18 protein-coding genes are annotated in these 23,125 nt (G+C 42.7%); 8 read left to right on the top strand and 10 right to left on the bottom strand.

Annotation, left to right across the window (positions count from 1 at the left end; all coding sequences use genetic code 11):
• Positions 1-45: 45 nt before the first annotated feature.
• The 4 genes from MMU05_RS09010 to MMU05_RS08995 form a co-directional block, all read right to left on the bottom strand.
• Positions 46-822: a polyphosphate kinase 2 family protein gene (locus MMU05_RS09010; RefSeq protein ID WP_241141352.1), complete on the bottom strand. Its 777-nt coding sequence runs from the start codon at positions 820-822 to the stop codon at positions 46-48.
• On the bottom strand, positions 822-1,667 hold the full coding sequence (gene ppk2 / locus MMU05_RS09005) for a polyphosphate kinase 2 (RefSeq protein WP_241141351.1): 846 nt from the start codon (positions 1,665-1,667) through the stop codon (positions 822-824). Before ppk2 ends, MMU05_RS09010 begins: the two co-directional genes overlap by 1 nt.
• 154 nt (positions 1,668-1,821) lie before the next feature.
• Positions 1,822-3,996 carry an alpha-galactosidase gene (locus tag MMU05_RS09000; protein WP_241141350.1) on the bottom strand — a complete coding sequence of 725 codons (2,175 nt, stop codon included), beginning with the start codon at positions 3,994-3,996 and terminating at the stop codon, positions 1,822-1,824.
• Positions 3,997-4,062: 66 nt separating this feature from the next.
• Positions 4,063-4,500: a DinB family protein gene (locus MMU05_RS08995; protein ID WP_241141349.1), complete on the bottom strand. Its 438-nt coding sequence runs from the start codon at positions 4,498-4,500 to the stop codon at positions 4,063-4,065.
• A gap of 247 nt (positions 4,501-4,747) precedes the next feature.
• Between MMU05_RS08995 and MMU05_RS08990 the strand changes: the two genes are divergently transcribed.
• The 4 genes from MMU05_RS08990 to arsB all read left to right on the top strand — a co-directional run bounded on the left by MMU05_RS08990 (position 4,748) and on the right by arsB (position 7,571).
• Positions 4,748-5,083, top strand: a complete 336-nt coding sequence (locus tag MMU05_RS08990; protein WP_241141348.1) for an ArsR/SmtB family transcription factor — start codon at positions 4,748-4,750, stop codon at positions 5,081-5,083.
• Positions 5,084-5,170: 87 nt separating this feature from the next.
• On the top strand, positions 5,171-5,707 hold the full coding sequence (locus MMU05_RS08985; RefSeq protein WP_241141347.1) for a DUF6428 family protein: 537 nt from the start codon (positions 5,171-5,173) through the stop codon (positions 5,705-5,707).
• A gap of 85 nt (positions 5,708-5,792) precedes the next feature.
• Complete coding sequence (locus MMU05_RS08980) at positions 5,793-6,407, top strand: low molecular weight phosphatase family protein (RefSeq protein ID WP_241141346.1); 615 nt, start codon at positions 5,793-5,795, stop codon at positions 6,405-6,407.
• Between the two features lie 135 nt (positions 6,408-6,542).
• Positions 6,543-7,571 (top strand): ACR3 family arsenite efflux transporter, encoded by a 1,029-nt coding sequence (gene arsB / locus MMU05_RS08975; protein WP_241141345.1) that lies wholly within the window; start codon positions 6,543-6,545, stop codon positions 7,569-7,571.
• Between the two features lie 7 nt (positions 7,572-7,578).
• On the opposite strand, the gene MMU05_RS08970 is transcribed toward arsB, so the two are convergent.
• From MMU05_RS08970 to MMU05_RS08955, 4 genes are all read right to left on the bottom strand, one after another.
• Positions 7,579-8,556, bottom strand: a complete 978-nt coding sequence (locus MMU05_RS08970) for a DUF4249 domain-containing protein (RefSeq protein WP_241141344.1) — start codon at positions 8,554-8,556, stop codon at positions 7,579-7,581.
• Positions 8,540-11,083, bottom strand: a complete 2,544-nt coding sequence (locus tag MMU05_RS08965) for a TonB-dependent receptor (RefSeq protein WP_241141343.1) — start codon at positions 11,081-11,083, stop codon at positions 8,540-8,542. The genes MMU05_RS08970 and MMU05_RS08965 overlap by 17 nt, the downstream gene beginning before the upstream one ends.
• A 65-nt stretch (positions 11,084-11,148) precedes the next feature.
• A complete protein-coding gene (locus MMU05_RS08960) occupies positions 11,149-12,117 on the bottom strand; it encodes a FecR family protein (protein WP_241141342.1) in 969 nt (322 codons plus the stop codon).
• 52 nt (positions 12,118-12,169) lie between these two features.
• The gene (locus tag MMU05_RS08955; protein ID WP_241141341.1) at positions 12,170-12,760 is read right to left on the bottom strand and encodes an RNA polymerase sigma factor; all 591 of its coding nucleotides are present in this window, start codon (positions 12,758-12,760) and stop codon (positions 12,170-12,172) included.
• Positions 12,761-13,398: 638 nt separating this feature from the next.
• Here MMU05_RS08955 and MMU05_RS08950 point away from each other — a divergent pair.
• Positions 13,399-13,824 (top strand): hypothetical protein, encoded by a 426-nt coding sequence (locus tag MMU05_RS08950; protein ID WP_241141340.1) that lies wholly within the window; start codon positions 13,399-13,401, stop codon positions 13,822-13,824.
• Between the two features lie 401 nt (positions 13,825-14,225).
• Here the strand turns inward: MMU05_RS08950 and purU are convergent, their stop codons facing one another.
• Both purU and MMU05_RS08940 read right to left on the bottom strand, forming a co-directional pair.
• Positions 14,226-15,080 (bottom strand): formyltetrahydrofolate deformylase, encoded by an 855-nt coding sequence (gene purU, locus MMU05_RS08945; RefSeq protein ID WP_241141339.1) that lies wholly within the window; start codon positions 15,078-15,080, stop codon positions 14,226-14,228.
• Positions 15,081-15,104: 24 nt separating this feature from the next.
• The gene (locus MMU05_RS08940) at positions 15,105-18,035 is read right to left on the bottom strand and encodes a DEAD/DEAH box helicase (protein WP_241141338.1); all 2,931 of its coding nucleotides are present in this window, start codon (positions 18,033-18,035) and stop codon (positions 15,105-15,107) included.
• A gap of 239 nt (positions 18,036-18,274) precedes the next feature.
• Here MMU05_RS08940 and MMU05_RS08935 point away from each other — a divergent pair, with 239 nt between their 5' ends.
• The 3 genes from MMU05_RS08935 to MMU05_RS08925 all read left to right on the top strand — a co-directional run bounded on the left by MMU05_RS08935 (position 18,275) and on the right by MMU05_RS08925 (position 23,020).
• Positions 18,275-19,747 (top strand): APC family permease, encoded by a 1,473-nt coding sequence (locus tag MMU05_RS08935; RefSeq protein ID WP_241141337.1) that lies wholly within the window; start codon positions 18,275-18,277, stop codon positions 19,745-19,747.
• Position 19,748: 1 nt separating this feature from the next.
• Positions 19,749-21,209 (top strand): aldo/keto reductase, encoded by a 1,461-nt coding sequence (locus tag MMU05_RS08930; RefSeq protein WP_241141336.1) that lies wholly within the window; start codon positions 19,749-19,751, stop codon positions 21,207-21,209.
• Positions 21,210-21,526: 317 nt separating this feature from the next.
• Positions 21,527-23,020 (top strand): S10 family peptidase, encoded by a 1,494-nt coding sequence (locus MMU05_RS08925; RefSeq protein WP_241141335.1) that lies wholly within the window; start codon positions 21,527-21,529, stop codon positions 23,018-23,020.
• Positions 23,021-23,125: the final 105 nt, after the last annotated feature.

Here is a 23,125-nt window from a genome sequence, read left to right as displayed (position 1 = left end):
GGGTGGAAACCTCAGAGATTACCACCCTATCTTGCACATGAAAGTTTACTTTTTATAAGGAATACTACTCAGCAGGTGTTCTGCCGCCGCAATGAGTTCTTCTTCTCTAGTATCCTTGTCTATTTCGATCCAAGGGGCATAGTCGGTATTTGTTTTTTCAAACATAGCTTCCTTAAGTTTCATGTATTTCTTCCAAATTTTGGGAGAATCCTCGAGCCAATGATCTGTTTTCCATCTTGTCAGTGGCGATTTCTTCAATTCTTTGTACCGTCCGGACTGCTCATCAGGGCTGACGGTAAAATAAAATTTGACCAAAATAATCCCTGAATCCACCATCATTTTATCAAAATTGTTGACCTGATCCATGAATTTTCCATACTCATCTTCAGTACACATTCCGAGGATGGGCTCAAAAAGCGCTCTGTTATACCAGCTTCTGTCCCACAACACTATTTCACCTGCATGAGGCAATTTCTCCACGAATTTTTTGAAATAATAACCGTTCTCTCCGGATTCGTGCTCGTGGGGCAAATTGACCTCCACCCTGAAATGTCTGGGATTGTTATGGGAAAAAATCTTCCGGATCACGGTACTTTTCTCTGAGGAATCACCCCCGTGAAACAACACGACTACCTTTTTGCCATTGGCAATAACCCAAAGCTGAAGCCTGACCAACTCCGATTGGATTTCCCTCAATTTGAGCTCATGGCGGGTCGCTTTCAACACTTTTTCCAGGTTGATTTTTTTATTGGCCAACAAATGTTTGATGCCTATTTTAGAGTTCAACACCTCTACATCTTCTTTAGAAAGTACCATGGTCATTACAGGTCAAATTTTTTGTTCTTACGGAAATATTTAAAAATCACATTCGGGTTATTCTTCAGGTTGGCTTTGGTTTTTCCTTTCCCCGGATACTTAAACCTTGACAAAACGTATCTCAGACTTTCCAGCCTCGCCTCCTCTTTGTCGTTTGTTTCTACCACCACCCAAGGACAATAGGAAGTATGGGTCTCAGTAAACATGATGTCTTTGTACTCGGTGAAATCGTCCCAAAGTTCCTGGCCTTTCAGATCCACCGGACTGAATTTCCATTCTTTGAGCGGGTTTCCAAGTCTTCCATCAAACCGCTTCTGCTGCTCATCTCTTGTGATATCAAACCAAAATTTGATTACTGTGATGCCATCTTCATAAAGCATGTGTTCAAAATTAGGAACCTGCTTCATGAAGGTTTCATACTGCTTATCAGTGCAAAAACCCATCACAGGCTCCACCACTGCTCTGTTGTACCAGCTTCTGTCAAAAAATTTGATCTGACCGCTGTTGGGAAGTTCCTCGATATACCGCTGAAAATACCACTGTCCCCTTTCCACATCTGTAGGTTTGCTGAGGGCGACGACCCCACTAGCATGAGGATTGAGGTATTCGACAAAGCGCTTGATCGAGCCTCCTTTTCCGGCTGCATCTCTTCCTTCAAAAATCACCGCAACGCGGAGATTTTTTTTCACAATATGCTCCTGAAGCAGGGAAAGCTCTGTCTGTAGCAGCTTGAGTTCCTCTTCGTATTTTGCCCGTTTGATGGATTTTTTCAAGTTAATCCCTTCAATTTTAGACAAGGCTACCAGTTCCTTCCTGGTTTTAATATTTTCTAATTGCTCGGCTGAAAACATGAAATATTCGGTTTTATATTTAATTAAAAGTTAGAAAATTACAATCACTTAACAAAGTACATACTCCTATTCCTTTCGCCAAAGGTACTTTTGAGAGGAGAAAAGGTTTTTCTTTTTATTTTTCAAATCAAAGGGGAGCTTTCACGACCCTTATTTATTCCACGACCAACCACGTGTACCCATCTGCCGGAATATCCACTCTGAGGGTAACTTCCTGTTTTTGATTGAGGGCATAGGAGTTTTTATTTTTACCCTCCACACTGATACTCGCTTTATCATTCAGCCCGGTGTAGTATAGCGGGATCACCAAATCCTTAGACATAGGTTCTTTAGTCGGATTGAATAGCATGATGAGGGCCTTTTCTCTCCCTTGGGGATCTACATGCATCCACCCGTCCCAATCCCTGCCGTCCGCGCGGCGGAGGCGGATGATGTCGGCGTTGAGAATATCTCTGTATTTCTTGTACCAATCGATCACCGAGATGACCACTGCTTTGGTTTCCTCGGTGTCATATAGTCTCGGCCCCCGGTAGCAAGCCTGCACCCCTGCCCCATAATATTGCATCATCAATTGCCTATAATCTTCAAGATGCTCGCTCAGCGGTTCCAATACCGCTTCGGCCCCTCCGCCGTGATAGGCGGTCAGGGGTACAAAACCCCAGCCCATCGAAGGTGTCTTTTCCCAAGTTCCGTCATGGATATTCTGCCTGTTTAGGATTTTTTGTCTTTCTCTTGGCAGGGAAAAATTCACCTCCCGATAGCCCAAAGCAATCTTGTGCGTCCCATCCAAAAAGTACCAATCCGGTGCATTGATATAGATTCCCTGGGCATTCATCCATTGGTAAAGTCCCTTTTGGAGATTGATCTGTATCCACTGCGAATCATGCAGACCCTCGTGACCCGGATGGGAAGTGGAAGCACAGACATCCCCGGGATAAGGTCCGTCATTTTCGAAAATATCGAAACCGGTGTTTTCAAAGAAAAACCGGAGTTTGTCAAGGTAATCAAGACCCCACTGACTTGCCATACAGGGTGCGTTTCCAAAAAAAGCACCGCCAGGTTTGCCTGTAAGTGGACTGATGACGTCATATTCATCGCTTATTTTACGGGAGCTAAACAGCGAATAGCCTCCGATTTTGATCCCTTTGTCATGGGCATAATCTGCAAGGTCTTTCCATCGGCTTATATTTTCGGGAGAGATATCCTCCATGTTGATATGGCTTCCAAAACTCAGAATCAAAGCTTCATATCCTGTAGCTACACATTGGTCGATGGCAGTCCTGACTTCCTCGTCGTTTTTGCTCACCAAATGCATGAAAATCGGATTCTGCAAAGTCCAAGGAGCCAAAGCCCGGTACATTTTTCTCCTTGCCAGACCATTCCGCTCCCGGTCATAACTATCCAAAACCAATTCATACGAACGGATCGACTGGAAATTTTCTCCCGGCTTCAGGTCGATTCCAATGCCTCTTTCAGGATAGACTTCAAGGATGTTGGGTGTCCGCAATTCATAATTGACTTGGGAAGTGTAGCTGGAATCCGGCTTCCAAAGCGTAGCCTGACTGCTGAGCTCGGCGTGCATGGCGTTGTTGAAGGCAAAGTTGTTTTCGATATAAAGTTGGTGAGGCTTCTTCATCTTTTCCGTACTTCCGACCACCGCGGATTCTTCCTCCACGATTCCAAGGATTTCATTGACCACCTGATTGATATGGATGCTTTCCTTTCCGGTATTTTCAAGGGTGAGGTATTTGCCCATCAGCGGAAGGTCATCGAAGAGCTCATAATGGACTTTCAAAATGAGGTTTTCAAAATCAGGATGACTGTAGGTAAAGCTTACTTTTTTGCCTGTAGCGTCCTTCTTATGGCCTGTCCAAAAAACAGTTTTGGTAGGAAAATGGAGTGTGATTTCTCCGATTTCGTAAGATTGGTATTGGAAATCTTCAGGAGAGGATTTCATGTCGTCCAACCATTCTTTGCGAAAAAATCCCCGCTCCTCCTGACCGCTAAGGCCACCGATATGGTAGGTTTTGCCATTCAGGATAATCCGGGCTTCAGGCATGACGGTCCTGAGCATTTGCTCTCCTGTCATCAGGTTGGTAAAATCAAAGCAAGCGATGTTGGGTGACAGGACGAAACTTCTGCGGATCAAGCCATTGTCCATCTGGATTTCTTTGCCTTCCAATAAAGTGATTTCGGCTTTCCTTTCTTGGCCATCGACAAGCCAATCGGCAAAGTCTACTTGTTCCACATTGGTATTGCTGGAAATGAGTCCGGCAAAAATAAAAATACAGACAATCCGTGCTGTTTGCTTAATCAGGGAATGGGACATCTTGTTAGTGGGTTTTATATTTTGATCTAAATTAATTGACAGGGATTGGAGTGGGTTATCTTTTGACTAGGAACCGTATTTGAGGATAATCGCCAATTGCCCTGCGTGGTAAGCGGTATGCGTGGTGATTCTGCCCAAGGATTCTGCCTTTGTCTTTTTCCCAAATTCCTTGGTTTCGATGACAGCCTCCCAGTCTTCCTGGCTTGCGATGGCTATCTCCAATTGTCTTCCGGCCTCTTCCACCAATGCCAACAATGGTTCCAAATCAGTCCATTCTCCTGTATCTCTTCCGGCTTTTAGTGTTTGGGCATCTACTTTTACAGCCAAATTGCCAAATACATTTTTGGCAAAAAGCAACTCCACTTCAGCCATATGCCGGATCAGGAAGCCGGCAGAATTTGGACTGCCTCCAAGTCTTTTGGATAAATCTTCCTGCTTGATATTGACCAGCTGATTGGTAAATCTGCTGCGGCCTTCTTTCCAAAGTTGAATGAATTCTCTCATACTCCAAGGTACAAAATTTGAACAGAAATTTGGATTGAAAAAACATTCATCGTAATATTGCAATGTATTAAAATGATATATGCTTTGCGATATAAATAGAAATATGCCTTCGGCGAAATATTGGATTGAATTCACCATTTGGGTATCACCAAAATATTTCAACTTTATTTCAACCGTATTTCAATTATATATCAACCTATTTCTAAATAGTCTAATCTCTCGCTTCTCGCCTCTAAAAGTCTAAAAAATGGGTGTCACCAAAACAGATTTATTCACCGAAGAGCAAAATGAACTGGCCAAAGTCGCCAAAGTTTTTGCCCACCCTGCGAGAATCGCAATTCTCCAATACCTCATCCAATCCAATACCTGTATCAACGGGGACTTAGTCCAAGAATTGGGTTTGGCACAGGCGACAATATCACAGCATCTCCGTGAACTCAAAGAAACCGGGATCATCAGAGGAAGCATTGAAGGTGTATCTGTCAATTACTGTATCGACCCGGTCCGTTGGTCAGAAATCCAACATCTGTTTGAAACCCTATTTTCAGGATTTCCAAAAATACCGGGAGAAACATGCTGCTGAAAAATGTATCAAGTACAAAGTACCAAGAATCATAAAATCAAACATTCAATAACATTCTAAAATTTGACGCCTTTGCGAGATATCCATATGAAAACTTCAGAATTTACCCAAATCCTTAGAGAAAACCCTGAGAAATCCCTTTTCTTCGAGTACCAAGCAGGTCAATACGTCCGTACTGACTACCACATCACAGAAATCAAAAATGTCTCCTACGACACGGTGGACTGTGGCGGAATCCGCAACGAGTGGAATGAAGTCCACATCCAACTTTGGGAAAATGGAATCCCTGAACCGGACCATGCGGTCGATACCAGCAAAGCCTTGAAGATATTTGACGTAGTCCAAAAAGTCAGACCGACTTTTCAGGATAGGGAGATCAAATTTGAATATGGAAACAGTTCCTTCCCTACAGCCGTGCTTCCTGTACACAATATCAAAGAAGCCGGAAACAGCCTGATTGTGCAGCTGACTGCTGACCAAACAACCTGCAAAGCCAAAGATAGGGCGACAACCCCGGAAGAAAAAGCTGCTGCCTGTTGCGGTCCTGCTGCCAAACCAAAGGTCCGTGTTTCCTTGGCTGCGCTAGAAGCAAGCGCCTGTGCACCGGGATCGGGATGTTGCTAGATTGTACTATGTACCACGTACTAAGTACCAAGTAGGTACCATTCCTGGTACTTTGTACTTGGTACTTTGTACAAAAATATATACCATGAACCTATACCCAACCCTTCAAGCCACCATTGAAAAGGCCAAAAGCCTTGAAATACCAAAGGATCGGATTCCCATCCTGCAGGATTTTATCGACTATATCCAAAAGAAAATCGATGCAGACCAACCGGTAAACCTGAACTTTATCTGCACGCATAATTCCCGACGGAGTCAGTTTTCCCAGATTTGGGCAAAGACCGCTGCTGCCTATTATGATATTGAAATCAATTCATTTTCAGGTGGAGTGGAAGTCACGGCATTCAACGAAAGGGCGGTAGCCTCTATCAAAAGAGCAGGATTCAAAGTCACCCAAAAAGGCGTCGGAAACCCAAAATACTTTGTCTTCTATTCAGATGATGACGATCCGATAATCTGTTTCTCCAAACTCTATGATGATTCTGCCAATGCTCCCAAAGGATTTGCAGCCGTGATGACCTGCTCGCATGCGGATGAAAACTGTCCTTTTATACCGGGTGCTGAAGCCAGGATTCCGGTGAGGTACGAAGATCCAAAGGCATTTGATGGAACTTCTCAGGAAGCCGCCCGCTATGACGAACGCAGCCTTCAGATTGCTTCGGAGATGCTTTATGTTTTCTCTAGAATATCTAAAGCCTAAAAGGATTGATATTAATTGATATTGGATATTTGTGGATATTGCTATGATGTTCCAAACCAATATCCAATAATATCGCGCAGCTAATATCTACCAATATCAGCCTCAATACCTACTGAACTATAAATCAATCTAAAAATGTCTGAACCTAAGAAAATAGCCTTTTTTGAAAAATACCTGAGTTTGTGGGTTGGGCTTTGCATTTTGGCGGGAGTGGGGATCGGGCATTTTGCCGGGGAAAGCATGTCCTATCTGAGCCGAATGGAAATCTACAATGTCAACATTCCCATTGCCATTTTGATCTGGATGATGATATATCCCATGATGCTACAGATTGACTTCAGCAGCATCAAAGGGGTGGGCAAAGCTCCAAAAGGGTTGATCCTGACTGTTGTCATCAATTGGCTGGTCAAACCATTTACCATGGCATTCTTTGCCTGGATCTTTTTTGACCAGATTTTCTCGGCATTTATCGAGCCTGAATTGGCTGGAGAATATATCGCCGGAGCAATATTATTGGGTGCTGCACCCTGTACAGCCATGGTTTTCGTTTGGTCTTATCTCACGGATGGGGATCCCAATTATACCTTGGTACAAGTTTCTGTCAATGATTTAATCATTTTGGTGGCCTTTGTTCCCTTGGTAGGATTCCTGTTGGGAATTACCGATGTGACCATTCCTTATGAAACTTTGGTATCCTCAGTAGTCATTTTTGTAGTAATTCCCTTGGTGGCAGGTGTGATTACGAATAAGATCTTGGTAGGAAAATATGGGGAAGACTGGTTCAAAACTGTTTTTCTGCCCAAGCTAAAACCTGTCAGCATTATCGCATTGCTTTTGACTTTGGTATTGTTGTTTGCTTTTCAAGGGCCAAATATTCTGAATAATCCAATGATCATTGTCCTGATTGCTATTCCGCTGATCATTCAGACCTATTTTATCTTTTTCCTCGCCTGGTTTGGCGGAAGAAAACTCAAATTACCGCATGCCATCTGTTCGCCGGCAGCCATGATAGGAGCAAGTAATTTCTTTGAATTGGCGGTCGCAGTCGCGATAGCACTCTTTGGACTGGAAAGTCCCGCGGCACTGGTGACGGTAGTTGGAGTATTGGTTGAGGTTCCGGTGATGCTGAGTTTGGTGGCTTTGGCGAATAAGTGGAGGTATTGATTTTGATTTATTTCAAATCCAACCATCCTGATTTTCTGGCTGTGAAGGCAGAAAAGTTACCCAAGCCACCCTGCACATTGTTAGGAATCCTAATTGAGGTAACAAACGGGTAGTCACCATAATATTTTTGCTGGATTACAGCCACATAATAGTCATAGTAGCTTTTGCTGATGGTCCGTATTTCTGCACTTAGTTCATATTGAATCTCAGGGAAGAAAATAACCGATAAATATTCCAACACGATGATTCGCTTGTTGCTTTTTGATCCAAAGACGTTGGGATTATACATAATACCTGAATTTAGTCCTCCTTCGAAGGCCACGCCATTATTATCGACATTTAACAATCCTTCGTTGTCCAACACCACCTTGACTTGTTCAACTTGTTCAACGTCATTAAATCCGTTTGTCCTGACAAAAAACTGCAAATGGAAGTAATTTTTTTCATCCAAAAGCTCTAAATCCACTTCTACTGTGATTAGGCCATTGGCCCTGTTGATGGATAGGATTCGGAATGTGGGTGCCTCTGCTGCATTCTCAGGGACCCGATCCGTGGTTTCCACAGCCGGATATCCGGGAGCATTGACTTTGAGCGAATAGGACTTACCTGCCTCAGGCACGGACTCAAATGCAAAAAAGGCCCTGTAAGCAAAATGATTTGGAAACTTTTTTTCAATTTCAGGCAAGCCCACAGTCACAGTTGCTGAAGGTTGGAACACCCCCTCCTCCAACTTCTGGGCACCTTCCCAAAGTTCTACTTTTGCATCCGGAATATTCTGCAAGGCAAACATGGCAGTGGTAAATGGGATGTTATTGGTCACGGATATCAGCAAAGGTACATCGGGGCTGATATGACCATTGACTACCAATTTCTTTTGGGAATCAATGATTTCAATTGGGGAAGGAGACTCAAACAGGCAGGAACTGGTCGCATAAAGCAAAGCGAGCGCTGCTAAATTTCGGATCACGTTAGAAGAATATTCCATAGGAAAAACCGGGGATAAGTGGAAATAAGGGATTGTCTATAAGTTGAATAGATCCGTCAGATGCTGCTCCAGGATCTTGGGATAGGAAGAAGGTGTTTTGCCGATTGTATAGATTGTACACACTGACTGAAAAGCGGTGCCCTCCCCATGTGGTTGTTTTTTCGTAATTGGCAGAAATATCCAATCGGTGATAGGGCTTGAAGCGATAGGCATTTCGGGTACTGTACTCGATTAAATCTGCAACGTTTCCTATCCTATCGCCTGGGATCACTACATTTTCAACAAAGGTCGAAACGGGTAATGTCACCGCCCTTCCTGTCAAGTAGATCCAAGTGGCACTGAAATTCCATCGTTTACCAACTTGCTGATTGATCAAGGCTGAAAAATCATGTCTTCTGTCGAATATGAAAGGGAACGGTTCTCCGTTATTGATTTCTTGGAAAATCCGGTCCGATTTAGACCAAGTATAGGATATCCAACCCTGTGTTTTCCCCACCTGCTTTTGCAGCATCATTTCCACCCCTTTGGCTAATCCATCTCCGGTGGTCACCTTCTCACTTATACTTCCCGTATTCATAAAAAATGTTACCCCGTCTTTGAAATCCAAGAGGCCTTCCATTTTCTTATGGAAGCCTTCTACCGTAAAATCAACCCCTCTGGAAAACGTTTTGGTATACCCCAATGACCACTGATTGGCATTTTGTGGGCCTATCTCCGGGCTGGACCCTAGCCAAAGGTCAGTTGGCAGCCCAATACCGCTATTGGTCAGGAGGTGGAGGTATTGGGTCATTTTTGCGTACCCTCCCTTGATGGCGTTTGAAGAATTGATTGCCCATCTAAAGGAAGTCCTCGGCTGAATGGAAGGATAACTTACCCCACCCGACCAAAAATTACTGGCATGGATACCGACATTGACGCCCAACTTTCGGTTGATCGTTATCTCGTCCTCCACAAAAACAAACCCTTCCCATGCGTTATTCTCTTCCCTTAAGCTGGAAGAATCTTCCTCACGCTGGTTGTTGCGGGTAATGGAGAAGTTGGACTGAAACTGATTTACAAATCGATGTCTGAGTAGAAGTCCGCCAAATTTCATAAAGTGTGTTGGGTTTGGGAAATAGCTGAAATCAATTTTTCCCCCATAATCCCGGATGGAGGACTGTTGGTCCGAAAAGTCCTCACTGAATATCCGTTCGCTACCTGATCTGATTTCTACATTGTTATCCGAAACGGTATTCAACTGATACCTGCTTGTAAAAAGATTGATATTGGAAAAAAGGGTTGGTTGAAAGACATGGTTCCATCGCAAAGAGGCCACCTGATTGCCCCAACCAAGTTTGACATCTTGTTCACTTTCTACCGTGGAGTTTCCGAAGGAGCTTATTCTTAGCGTATTGTCATTGTAGCGGTCATTTCCCTGATAAACGCTCAAGTAAATCCGGTCCTTTGCAGAAAAGGTATAGTTGACCTTGGCATTGACATCGTAGAAGGAATAATTGCTTTGGCCTCCGCTGGCACCATTTTCGATTTTTTGCCTTCTGGTAACAGGAACCAAAATGGGATCTAAAAAGCTTCTCCGGGCCGAAACCATAAAGGTCATTTTCTCCCCCGCCAAGGGTCCTTCCAAAAAGAACTTCGAGGCAAAGGTACTGAGTCCGACATTTCCTGAAATCCTTTCCTTAGTGCCTTCCTTCATACTGATGTCCAAGACGGAGGAAAGTCTGCCTCCATACCGTGCCGGAAAAGCTCCTTTGGTCAAGTCCATATTCTGAATTGCATCGGCATTGAATACCGAGAGAAAGCCAAAAAGATGGGAGACATTGTACATCGGTACTCCATCCAACAAAATCAGATTTTGATCTTGAGAACCGCCACGTACATTGAATCCCGATGTGCCTTCGGTACCAAACTGCACGCCTGGAAGCAGTTGAAGAATCCGCAGCGGGTCGACCTCTCCGCCGATTGCTGGCAGCTTTCGGACCAAGGCCATATTTACCTTGAAGGTACTCATCTGAATTTCCTCCACCTTGTCTTCCACCGAGACTACAGAAACCTCGTCCAATAGCACATTGGCAATTTGAAGCTGGAAATTTTTCGCGATGTCTTGGAATAAAGCAACCTCTTCAGTCAGGGTCTGAAAACCCACATAAGAAATCTTTACCTTGTAGTTGCCCTGTGGGATGGATAATGCGAAGTATCCATATTCATTGGTGGTAATTCCGATTCCTGTGCCCAAGACTTGAATGTTGGCACCGATAAGCTTTTCTCCATCGCCCTGATTGGTCACATAGCCGCTGAGTATTCTTCTCGAGGAAGGGGCAGGTGATAATAAGATCAGATTGCCCTGAATCTTATATTCCAATTGCAGGGCAGCTGTCCAAAAAGAAAGGATTTCTTCCACTTTAGCCTGATCAAAACTTAAGTCCACAACCTTTCCTTTTGGAAGGATTTGGCTTTGGAAGACAAACCGAAAAGGAGTCTGCTGCTCAATACTTTCAATCAGTTGCTCGGAGGAGTAGGTTCCATTCAAACTTATCCGTTCCTGAGCTTTGGCCCAAAAAGACAAAAAACAAAGGGCGAAAATCAAAAACAACCTCACCACGTCTCACCTCCCGTTTCACAATTTCCACCTTGCATTACCAAACTTGATTTGGAGGATTGCTGCAGTTCGCTTCCAAAGGTCATGGCAACAGCCTGCACCATCTCATCAGGAGTCAATCCTTCAAACTTGGCCGTGAGTCCGCAGCCCATCAAAGAAGTAGACGTTACTCTTATCTCAATGTCAAAATTATAGGCCATGTCGGCGACAAATTGAGACAATGGCGCATTGTCATACTTCAGTTCTCCTGTCCACCAAGCAAGGTCATTGGTGCTTTTTTCCTTTTCTACAAACTGATTACCCAAAATGGTCAGTGACATGTCCTTTGTCAGGATACTGCTTTGACCTAAAGGGAAGCCAAATTCAACTTTCCCGGAGAAAACAGAAACGGTGGCTTCTTTCGGCTGAGGCGTTTGGACCAAAAAGGATGTCCCCAATACTTTGACAAAATGTGATTCGGTTTTCACCAAAAATGGCTTTTGCTCATTTCTTTTTATCTCAAAAAATGCGTCGCCTTGCAAAACGACCGTTCGCTCCTCCACCAAATAGTCCTCGGAAACTTTCAGTTCAGCCCCCTCTTTTAAGACTACGCGAGAACTGTCGGACAGCCAAACCTCCAATGGTCCATTTCCTGCAATGTAATGCTCCTGCTTGGGTGAAATCGAAAGCCAAACGGATAGAGAAATCGTCAGGATGACAGCCGCTGCCGCTGCATATTTGAAAAAGCCAGAAATAGCAAAAGTCTTCTTTTCCCCGATTTCTGCTTCAATTCCTGACCAAATCCTTTCCCGGTTAGGTAGAGGCATCCTGGAAGCCAACTTTGCCGAATTTTGCCAGAGCATTTGGTAGCTCTCCCATTTTTGGAGATTCTCGGGACTTTTGTCAAGCCATTCATTCAAATCCTGAATATCATCCTGACTCGGACTTTCGAGCCATCTTGCCAGTTGTTCGTCTGTAGGTTCCATTAATTGCTTCTTTCCCTATAAGTCGAGAAGTGGCTTCAAAACCCCTATCCTGCTACTGAAAAATTTGCAGTAATCCGAAAAAAAGTTGCGGAAGGAGGTTTTTTCTTAAAATTTTGAGGGCTTTACCGATTTGGTTTTCTACCGTTTTTGGACTGATATCCAGAGCTTTGGCGATATCGGCATAGCTCATCTGCTCATATCGACTGAGCTTGAATATAACCTGACACCGATCGGGAAGTGCTGCAATTTCTTTCTCAAGCAGCTCTAATTGAATGTCTTCGTCCTTCGACTCTTCGACTTCGGCAATGATTCCCTCAGCATCAAGGTCTTCTGCAAATTTTAGGATATCCTTTCTTTTTCTTCGGTAATCTATGGCTTTGAAGGTGGCGGATTTCAGCAGGTAACTGTTCCAATTTGCAATGGCGGGCAATTCAAATCTCCTTTGCCAAAGGTTCACAAAAATGTCTTGACACAATTCTTCAGAAAGCTGAGAATCTCCCAATAGGGAATATAATCTCCGATATACAAGAGAATAATGGCTGTCGAAAAAATCCCTGAAGGACTTTTCGTTCCCAAAGTCAGGGTTTTTTACTTTTTTGTCAAAAAAGGCCATGTCAAGGTAGATATCTGACAAAACAGACACCTACCCAACAAGGATTTATTTAAAATGTTTGGATATTTTCCTTTCAAGGTGGTATTCGATGGTTTTAAAAAACTTTTCCAAAGTTCAAAAACTTTGGAAAAGGTCTGCTTTCAAAAATAATAGAGAAATCATCTTTCACCGGTAAGCCAATATTTTCTTTTCTTAAGGGGTATTTGATGGTTTTAAAAACTTTTCCAAAGTTCAAAACTTTGGAAAAGGTGTACTTATCAATAAAATACCGTCTTTTTCCTACAATACTATAATTTCTTTTCCAAGGGGTATTCGATGGATTTAGAAATCTTTTCCAAAGTTAAAAAACTTTGGAAAAGGTCTACTTTCAAAAAAAATAATCTACCTGTTTCTAAACACCAATATTTTCCTTTCCAAGTGGTATTCGATGGTTTTAAAAACTTTTCTAAAGTTCAAAACTTTGGAAAAGATAGATTTAATTTTAAAAGTAGTTAATTTTAAGAATGGAACACGGGGTTACTTACCATATTTTTAACCATGCTAATGGCTTTGAAAACCTTTTTCAAGAGCAAGAAAACTATAGGTTTTTTCTAAAACAATATGACATTCACGTCTCTCCTTTTGTAGAAACTATAGCATTTTGTCTAATGCCTAATCATTTTCATTTGATGGTTAAAATCAAAGATAGGGCTGTTATATTAGACAACATCGAACTATCTGAAATCAATGATGGAGAAGTTGAAAGGAGAATATCCAAAGCATTTTCAAATTTTTTCAGTTCTTATACCCAATCCTACAATAAGTTATTCAATAGAACAGGAAGTCTTTTTGCAAAAAACTTTAAGCGAAAGCAAATAACCACACAAAGACAATGGCAAGAAACCTTTTTGTATATTCATCTCAATCCTGTCAAACATCAGTTTGTCAAAAATGAATTTTTGTGGAAATGGTCAAGTTTAATTGCCTACAAAAAGTGGGATTCCCCATCAAATATCTTTAGAAATGAAGCATTGATATATTTTGACGGGTTTTCCCACATCGAGTACTTATTGAATTCCAAAAGGGATTTTCTACTTGGTTTGGATTTGGAATGAAAGCCTTTTTCAAAGCGTTTACAATCTTTTCCAAAGTTCAAAAACTTTGGAAAAGGTCTGCTTTTCAATAAAATATTATCGTCTTGTTTCGGTAAGCCAAATTTTCTTTTTTTACGGGTATTTGATGGCTTTAAAAACTTTTCCAAAGTTCAAAAACTTTGGAAAAGGTCTGCTTTTCAATAAAATATTATCGTTTTGTTCCTACAGTCCAATATTTTTCTTCCTCTGTTGGTATTCAATGGATTTAGAAATCTTTTCCAAAGTCCAAAACTTTGGAAAAGGTGTACTTATCAATAAAATACCGTCTTGTTCCTACAATACTATAATTTCTTTTCCAAGGGGTATTCGAGTGTTTTAAAAATCTTTTCCAAAGTTCAAAAACTTTGGAAAAGGTCTGCTTATCAATAAAATATGATCGTCTTATTTCTGTACGCCAATATTTTCCTTTCAAGGTGGTATTTGATGGCTTTGGAAAGAACCACTTTTTCTACATCCTGACCGATCTGCACCAAGTCAGCCGGGGAGTTATGGTGACGCACACGGGCTACCTCCTGTTCGATGATCGGACCTGCATCCAATTCCTCGGTAACATAATGTGCTGTGGCCCCAATGATTTTGACGCCACGCTCGTAAGCGGCATGGTAAGGCTTGGCACCGACAAAAGCCGGCAAAAACGAATGGTGGATGTTGATGATTTTATTGGGATAATTCCGGATAAAATCCTCGCTCAGGATCTGCATGTACCTGGCCAAAACCACAAAATCAGTTCGGTATTGATTCAGCAATTCCAACTGCTTTTCTTCCACATCCATTCTGTTTGCCTTGTCTACAGCAAAATAATGGAAAGGAATGCCAAAAGCTTCCACCACCTTTTTGTGGTCGGCATGGTTGGAAATCACCACAGGAATGTCTACTTCAAATTGGCCTGAATAATGCCTGCTCAAAATATCGATCAGGCAATGGGAAAGCTTGGATACAAAAACTGCCATTCTTGGTTTTCGGAAGTTGAAAAACAATTCAAATTCCATGTCAAATTTCTTCCCGACTTTGGCTTCAAATATCGGTTCGATCTCTTCCCTTTTCAGTCCAAAGGTTTCCAATTCCCAGGATACCCTCATAAAAAACATCCCGACTTCACCGTCCACATGTTGGTCTATCTCAAGGATATTTCCCTGATAGGAGTATAAAAATTCAGAAACGCTTGCTACGATGCCTTTCTGATCTTTGCATTGAATTATCAAAATTGCTTTTTTCATTTTTTTGCGAGTGTTTGTGGTTTATCAATCCAATAATGCCTCAACATCTTCTTTGCTAAGGCTCTTTATAAAGCTTTCTTCAGTACTGATCAGTTCTCCTGCGAGAGCCATTTTTCTTTCCTGGAGAGCCATTATTTTTTCCTCCACGGTATTTCGGCTGATGAATTTATAGATGATGACTTTGTTTTCCTGACCGATTCGGTGTGCCCTGTCTATGGCTTGGGCTTCTACCGCAGGATTCCACCAAGGGTCAAGCAAAAATACATATTCGGCTTTGGTCAGGTTCAATCCTACACCTCCTGCTTTTAGGGAGATCAGGAAAATTTTTACCTCATCGTTCTGCTGGAAAGACTCCACTTGGGCCTGACGGTTTTTGGTCGTACCGTCTAGGTAGGCGTACTTGATGTTCTCTTTTTCAAGGTATTCTTTGACGATAGCGAGATGCCTGACAAACTGACTAAAGACCAACACTTTGTGGCCTTCACTGACCGTGGATTCAATCATGTGGGTCACATCTTCCATCTTGCCGGAATCGCCGGTATAGTCTTTATCGGTCAATCTTGGATGGTTGGCCAATTGCCTCAGTTGGGTCAATCCCCTCAACAAAGCAAACTGCTGGTTTTTCATACCGGCAACTGACATTTCTTTGACGATCTGATCCCTATAGTACCCTTTTACCTCTTCGTAGGCTTTTTCCTGTTCAGGCGTCATCGTTGAATATTTCACATTGATGACTTTCTCCGGAAGGTCAGTCGCTACCTGGCTTTTTAACCTTCGGAGGATAAATGGCTTGATCATGGCATGCAGTTTGGCAGCCTTATCTTGGTCATTTTTCTTTTCAATCGGCAATAAAAACTGTTTTTTGAACATGTTCTGATTTCCCAAAAGGCCTCTGTTGATAAAGTTCATTTGGGACCAAAGGTCCATGGTTCCATTTTCAACCGGTGTTCCTGTCAGGATCAACCGCTGTCTGCAGGTCAGTTCATTCACTGCCTTGGCGATGATGCTACTTGGGTTTTTGATGGCTTGGGATTCGTCCAAGATGACATAATTGAAATAGAATCCCTTGAGCATATCCACATCCATCCTCGTGATTCCATAGGAAGTAAGGACCAGATCATATTTTGCAAAGCGGCTGATGTCCTTGACCCTTTGGCTACCGGTATAGGTTAGTATTTTCAGCTTTGGAGTAAACTTCCTTGCTTCCAATTCCCAGTTGTATATCAGAGAAGTCGGCATGACAAGTAAGGTAGTGGCATTTGGATTTTGCTCTTTTTCATGTGCCAAAAGTGCCAAAGTCTGCACGGTTTTTCCCAATCCCATGTCATCAGCCAAGCAGCCACCAAACCGAAACTCGTTCAGAAAACGCATCCAATTATATCCTGCTTTTTGGTATGGTCTGAGAACCCCTTTGAAAGTCACCGGCAAATCATAATCCTCTATCTGACTGAAATTTCGTAATTTTTCAAGTTTCTGACTCAACTTGAGTTGGAGGAGGTTGCTGTTTTGAAGCTCCTGTGCCAAAGCAATGTGGTGTTTTTTGAGCACAAGGTGATGATCGGCATTGGCATCATGCTCTTCCATAAATGCGAACATTTCGGAATAATTGACAAACCAGGAATTTGGAATCACTGCAATTTCCCCGTTGGGAAGTTCAAATTCGGTTTTCCCCTGAAGCAAAAGTCTCCTGATTTTATGAAAGGGTATCTCGTAAGTACCAAACCTGATGACGGCATGGACATCAAACCAATCTATGTTTTCTTTGACTTCTACAGAAATGATAGCATGACCGATAAAGTACCTTTTGCCTTTTTGGGTCGGTGCCTGTTGGATCCGGATGCCCATTTCCTCCAGATTGTCTTTGTAGGCATTGATCCAACCAAAAGCCTTGGACTTACAGATCGAATACCGGGCATGCTTGACAGGCAATCCGAGATCTTTCAGGTAATCGCCATAGGACTTTTCCTTTTCGAGGTCTCTGATTACTTTGTGGAAAATGTAATTGTCTCCGATATGTTCTAATTCTACATTATTGGAGGCTTTTTCTTCTGATCTGAAAGCATAATCTCCGTATTGGAACTGCAGGTCAAAAACTATTTTGTCTTCCTCTTCCTCCTCCAGTTTGTTTCCAAAAAGGTCTGTTTTGGGATTTGAGGGAAGGTCACTCAAATTCAAAACAGGTTTTGGCATGGACCTTTCGACTTTGATATCAAAGCCTTTGGCATAGACATCAAAGGAAGCGACAAGCTGGGTCACAAACTTTTTGTAATACTGGTCTTCTACCTTTTTGGGGATTACAATAAATTTTTTATTCAGAAAGGGTTGGAGTTTCTTGCCGTCCACACCTTTTTTGAAACTGTATAAATTGTAGTCAACCACCAACCAAGCAGGTTCGTGGCAGATGAGGTAGGCATTGCGGTATTGCCATTCAAGGGGAACATCCCGGTATTTGATGGTGGGAAAATAGTGTGTATTGTCCTCATTTCTCCTAAAATGAAAAAGTACTGCAGCCTTTTCCGGCATAATATTGATTTCTCTCCAAATCGGATTACCATCGTTTCCCATTTCAAAAAACCGCTTTCCTTTCAGGTTTTCAAGGACTTTGGCCCTCAAACTTTCAAGTTTATGTTCGATCAATTCCTGGACAACTTTATTCTCAGTTTTGGGGTCATAAATTTTCCTCAGGTAGTCCTTAGGCTTGAGCTTCTTGGTATCGAATTTTTTGACAATGGCTTCCTGCTGCATGTCATCCATCCATTTGATCAATTTAAAGTCAGTCTCATCAAGACCGGAAGAAAACTCGGGTGCATTGACATGCGAAATATTCTGGTGGGCAAAAGAAAGCCTTCCTTTTTCATCAAGTTGAATCACGAAGGACTCGAATAACAGTCCAAGAAATTCGTGGCTGAATAAAGAATAAATGATTTGAAAAGGTTTTTCTGGGGATACTTTCATGGTGCCAAAATCAATCAACGGAACAAATCCGTCAAACAAAACAGTTTTTTGCAATTTAACTAGCCCGAAAAATACAGAATAAAACCCATTTAAAAAATTATGAATAATAAGATTTCGGACCGTTTTTTTTTGTAGTTCAAATTACTCTTCCAAGAAATGGTAATTTATTTTATTGATTTTGAAATACAGGAAATATGGTGAAATTTGATTCCAATGGGTATTTCCTTAATTAGTCTAAAATGAAAAGGCCAAAGTTAACAAGGCAACTTGGTCTTATGGGTTTGGTAGCTACCGGAGTATGTTCGATGCTTGGTGCGTCGATCAATGTTGTGCCATTTATGATTCAGCGGCATGTTCCGGGAATCGGGCCTTATGTATTGCCTGCCTTTATTTTTGCTGCGATTCCGGCATTGTTGGCCGCTTTTGCTTATAGCCTTCTCGCCACAGCCATGCCAAGGGCAGGGGGAAGCTATGTCTACGCGAGTCGTGGACTCAATCCTTATTTGGGTTTTGTGGCGAGCTTTTCGCAGTGGTTTGGGCTCTCCATAGTCATAGGTGTGGTGGCCTATGTGACAGTTCCTTTCCTGAGGGACATTGCTGCGGCACTGGATTGGACTTCTTTGGCAGCATTATTAGAAAATGGGATTATCCGTGTGACCATAGCTTTGGGTTTGGTATGGCTTTTTGTTTGGGTCAATATCCGAGGTGCAAGTCTGTATGAAAAGACTGTAATTCCACTGATGATCCTGATGTTTATCATGGGTGGAGTAGTGATAGTGGCAGGTTTTTCATTTACACAAATAGATTTTGCTCAATCCATATTGGAAAAAGAAGGAAGAGATATCTCACCTTCATTTGGAGCAGACTTCCACTTGCCTACTTTCCTTTCTGCTGGGGCTTTGCTGTTTGCAAGTTTTATTGGATTTGACAGCATTGCGCAGGCGGGAGGAGAGGCAAAAAACCCAACCAAAAGACTCCCTTTGGCCATTGCATTGACCATTTTCATAGTAGGAGGTTATTATATTTTATTTACAAGCGCAGTCTATCATGCAGTCCCTTGGTCATTTGTAGCTGAAGAAGCTTCGCAAAAAGACATCACAGCACCGGGTCTGATGGGATACTTACTTCCGTCAGGACTGACAGTAGTGATAGTTGCAGGAGCGGCGATCGCTTTGATCAACGACCTTCCCGCTATGCTCCTTTCCGTTTCGAGGCTGATGTTTGCTTGGGCAGAGGATGGTATTTTTCCAAAATATTTTACTAAAATACACCCGCGTTTCCACACCCCATATGCCGCAGTAATCCTCAGTGGGGTCATGGCAAGTGTAGGGATATTAGGAAGTCATTTTGCAGGAGATTTCTTTTTGGGTATCGATATCATGGTGACCTCCATGATGGTAAATTTTCTGTTGATGTGTGTGACTTTATTGACTATTGACAAGGTAAATCCTGCATTGGCTTCAGATATCAAAATCATTAAGAACAAAAAAATCAGGATCGCATTGGGTTGGGCAGGGACATTGGTTCTGGTCTTTTTTCTTGCGATCCACACCTGGAAAGACCTCAACAGCAGTGCAGAAGCCTGGTATTTTCATTCAACTCCGATTTGGTTGATTGTGATGGGTCTGGCTTCCCTGATATTCTTTTTTAAATTTAATCAATTGAAAAACAAAGGAATAGACACCAAATCTCTATTTGAAAAATTGCCCTGACATGAACAAGACGAATGATTTATATACCGAATTGGCTCCTGATCTTCACATATCAAAAGTGCTGACCGGGCTTTGGCAGATCGCCGATATGGAAAAGGACGGCAATATCCTAGACCCGAATGTCACGTCCCTTGCCATGGCGCCATATGTGGAAGCCGGGCTGACAACCTTTGACATGGCGGACCATTATGGTTCGGCAGAAATCATCGCCGGAACTTTCAAAAACACACACCAATTAGGCAAAAAAGCAACCCTTTTGACCAAGTGGGTTCCCAAACCAGGCAAATCAAGCTTAGAAGAAACAAGGGCTGCGATCCAGATTTCTCTTGACCGACTTCAGACCAAACAGATTGATCTGATGCAGTTCCATGCCTGGAGTTACCCTGACCCGACTTGGCTGGACCAATTGTTTTGGCTGAATGAATTGAAGGAGGAAGGATTGATCAAGCATATCGGCTTGACCAATTTTGATTCGGCACACTTGAGGATAGCTTGCGCATCGGGGATCCCGATTGTATCCAACCAGATTTGTCACTCCCTGATCGACCAAAGGGCTTCGGGAGAAATGACAAAAGTCTGTCAGGAATACGGGGTGAAAATCCTGGCCTTTGGAACTTTGGCAGGTGGATTCCTTTCAGAAAAATGGTTGGGAAAAACCGAACCACTTTTGGAAAACGAGGCTACTTGGTCTCAATTGAAGTATAAAAGGTTTATTGATGCGGCAGGAGGTTGGGCAAAATTCCAAAATCTATTGGAGTCCCTTTCCGGAATAGCTGAAAAACACCAAGTTTCCATTGCCAATGTAGCCACCAAATTCATCCTCGAGCAGCCTCAAGTAGGTGGAGTCATCATCGGTGCAAGATTGGGACAAAGTGCCCATGTGGAGGAAACGATGAAACTATTTTCCTTTTCGCTATCTGAAAAAGACAAAAACACTATTCGAGAGGCACAATCGATGTTGACTCAGATCCCCGGTGATTGTGGAGACGAGTATAGGAAACCTCCCTTTCTCACTGCTTCAGGCGACCTCAGCCATCATTTGGAATCTTTTCCCAAACCATATGAAGTCAAAGCCGGCGCCAACGGCAGCGTACAGGTATTTAGCGGGACAGTTTGGGAAGGTATGGCCGGTTACAGCCGTGCTACCAGACGCGGAAACCGGATTTCCGTTTCCGGCACCACTGCCACCCATGGGCAACGCATGATCGGTGGAAATGATGCAGGCGCCCAGGCGCATTTTATTTTGGATAAAATCGAAGCGGCAATCACTTCCCTCGGCGGAAAAATGGAAGATGTGATCCGTACCAGAATTTTTGTGAACAATATCAATGATTGGGAACCTGTAGCACGGGCTCATGGACAACGGTTTGCAGCCATTCAGCCTGCCAATACTTTGGTGGAGGCAAAATTGGTCGGAGAAGGATATCTGGTGGAAATAGAGGCGGAGGCGGAAATTTTGTAGATGTGTTTCACGCAAAGCCGCGAGTCGCAAAATGAGAAAACAGAAAGTGTCTTCGTTATCCTGAATAAATGGTTATCCTGCTTCTCCGGAAGCAGGATTCCAAGGCCAATATTTCTTTATTCACGCAAAGACTCAAAGTCGCCAAAAGTGAAAGCCAAATAAACTTCCACTGAACCGCTTAGTTGTCCTGCTTCTCCTGTTATCCTGCTTCTCCTGAAGCAGGATAAATTTTGAAACTGTATATTGAAAAGCCGTTATGTAATGTCTTTGAAACAAAATCCCTTGATTTAAATTCTTAAATTTTAAAAAATTACCCAATGAAAAAATTACTCCTTCCCCTGATGTTTTTCATTTTTTCAACAGGTTTTGCCCAAGAAGCCGAAAAGGATACTCCAATTCCCGACCCGATTGTCTTTGAAACAACGCATCAAGGGACTTTTCATGGGAAAGCTATCAGCTACAAGGCCATCTCTGGGGAAACATTTCTCAAAAACAATGAAGGTGAACCGGTGGCAGCACTTTGGTCCACTTCCTATATCAAACCCGAAACCGATTCAGGCAAACGGCCCGTCACCTTTATTTTCAATGGTGGTCCGGGTTCAGCCTCTGTTTGGTTACACATGGGTGTTTTTGGACCCAAAATAGTCAAGGTGGATTCTGATGCAAAAACTGATGATGGGGCAGCACCTTTCAATATGGTCAATAATGAATTGGCTTTGTTGGATATTACAGACTTGGTGTTTATTGATCCTGTGGGGACAGGCTACAGCAAGGTGATTGGCAAAGGCAAGGAAGAAGATTTTTGGGGGTTGACGGAAGATGCTAAGTCTATAGCACAGTTTATCCGCATTTGGATCACAAAACATCAAAGATGGCAATCTCCAAAATACATTGCAGGGGAAAGCTACGGTACGACAAGGGCGGCTGCTGTCACTGCGGCTTTGGAGAGTGGTGGTCAGGCCGTGGCTTTGAATGGCCTGATCTTGATATCACAGGCCTTGGATTATCAGGGTTCAACTTCAATGCATGACAATATCGCATCTTATTTCACCTATTTTCCCACCATGGCCGCCACTGCTTGGTACCATGGCAAAGCCGGTCAAGGTAAAAAACTTGAGGATTTTGTGGCTGAAGCTAGGGCATTTGCCTACAATGAATATTTGCCTGCTTTGTACAAAGGCAACCAAGCCACAGTCGCTGAAAAAGAGAAAATCGCAGAAAGGATCTCCTACTTTTTGGGACTGGAAAAGGATTATGTCCTCCTCTCCGGCAATAGAATCCTGACAGACAGGTTCAAAAAGGAATTGCTCCGCAAGGAAGGGAAAACCATTGGAACATTGGATGGAAGATATATAGGGGAAGAAGGCGACCAAACGGCAGCATCACCGACCTTGGGAGATCCTTCGAGCTACGGCATTGATGCAGCTTATACTGCTGCGTTGCAGGATCATTTTGCCAAAACCTTAAAAGTCAAAGTAGACAGGCCTTACCTGACCTCCAACGGCAGTATCGGCGGCAAATGGAATTGGAGGCCCGTTCCTGCAGGCTCTTATTGGGAACCTTCCTATGTCAATGTCGCCCGAAGTCTCGGCGAATCCATGCGCCGCAACATAGACCTGAAAGTCATGGTTGCCAACGGCTATTATGACCTGATTACCCCATTTTTGGATGCGGAATACACTTTTGCCCGACACGATATCCCGATGGATCGGGTTCAACTGTTTTATTATGAAGGAGGACATATGATGTACAACCACCGCCCTGATTTTGAAAAACTGGTGAAAGATATTAGGGGATTTATGGGGAAATAGCAGAGTTGAATATATTTATTCTAGATGCATGTAATCCTTCAAAAAAATTCAGATATCATAATTTTTGCGAAATCAATTAAATCTGATAAGTTGAAATCTAGAGTA

This window comes from Cognataquiflexum rubidum (genome assembly GCF_022538115.1).
Lineage (GTDB): Bacteria > Bacteroidota > Bacteroidia > Cytophagales > Cyclobacteriaceae > Cognataquiflexum > Cognataquiflexum rubidum.
This window is presented reverse-complemented; position numbering and strand designations above follow the sequence as displayed.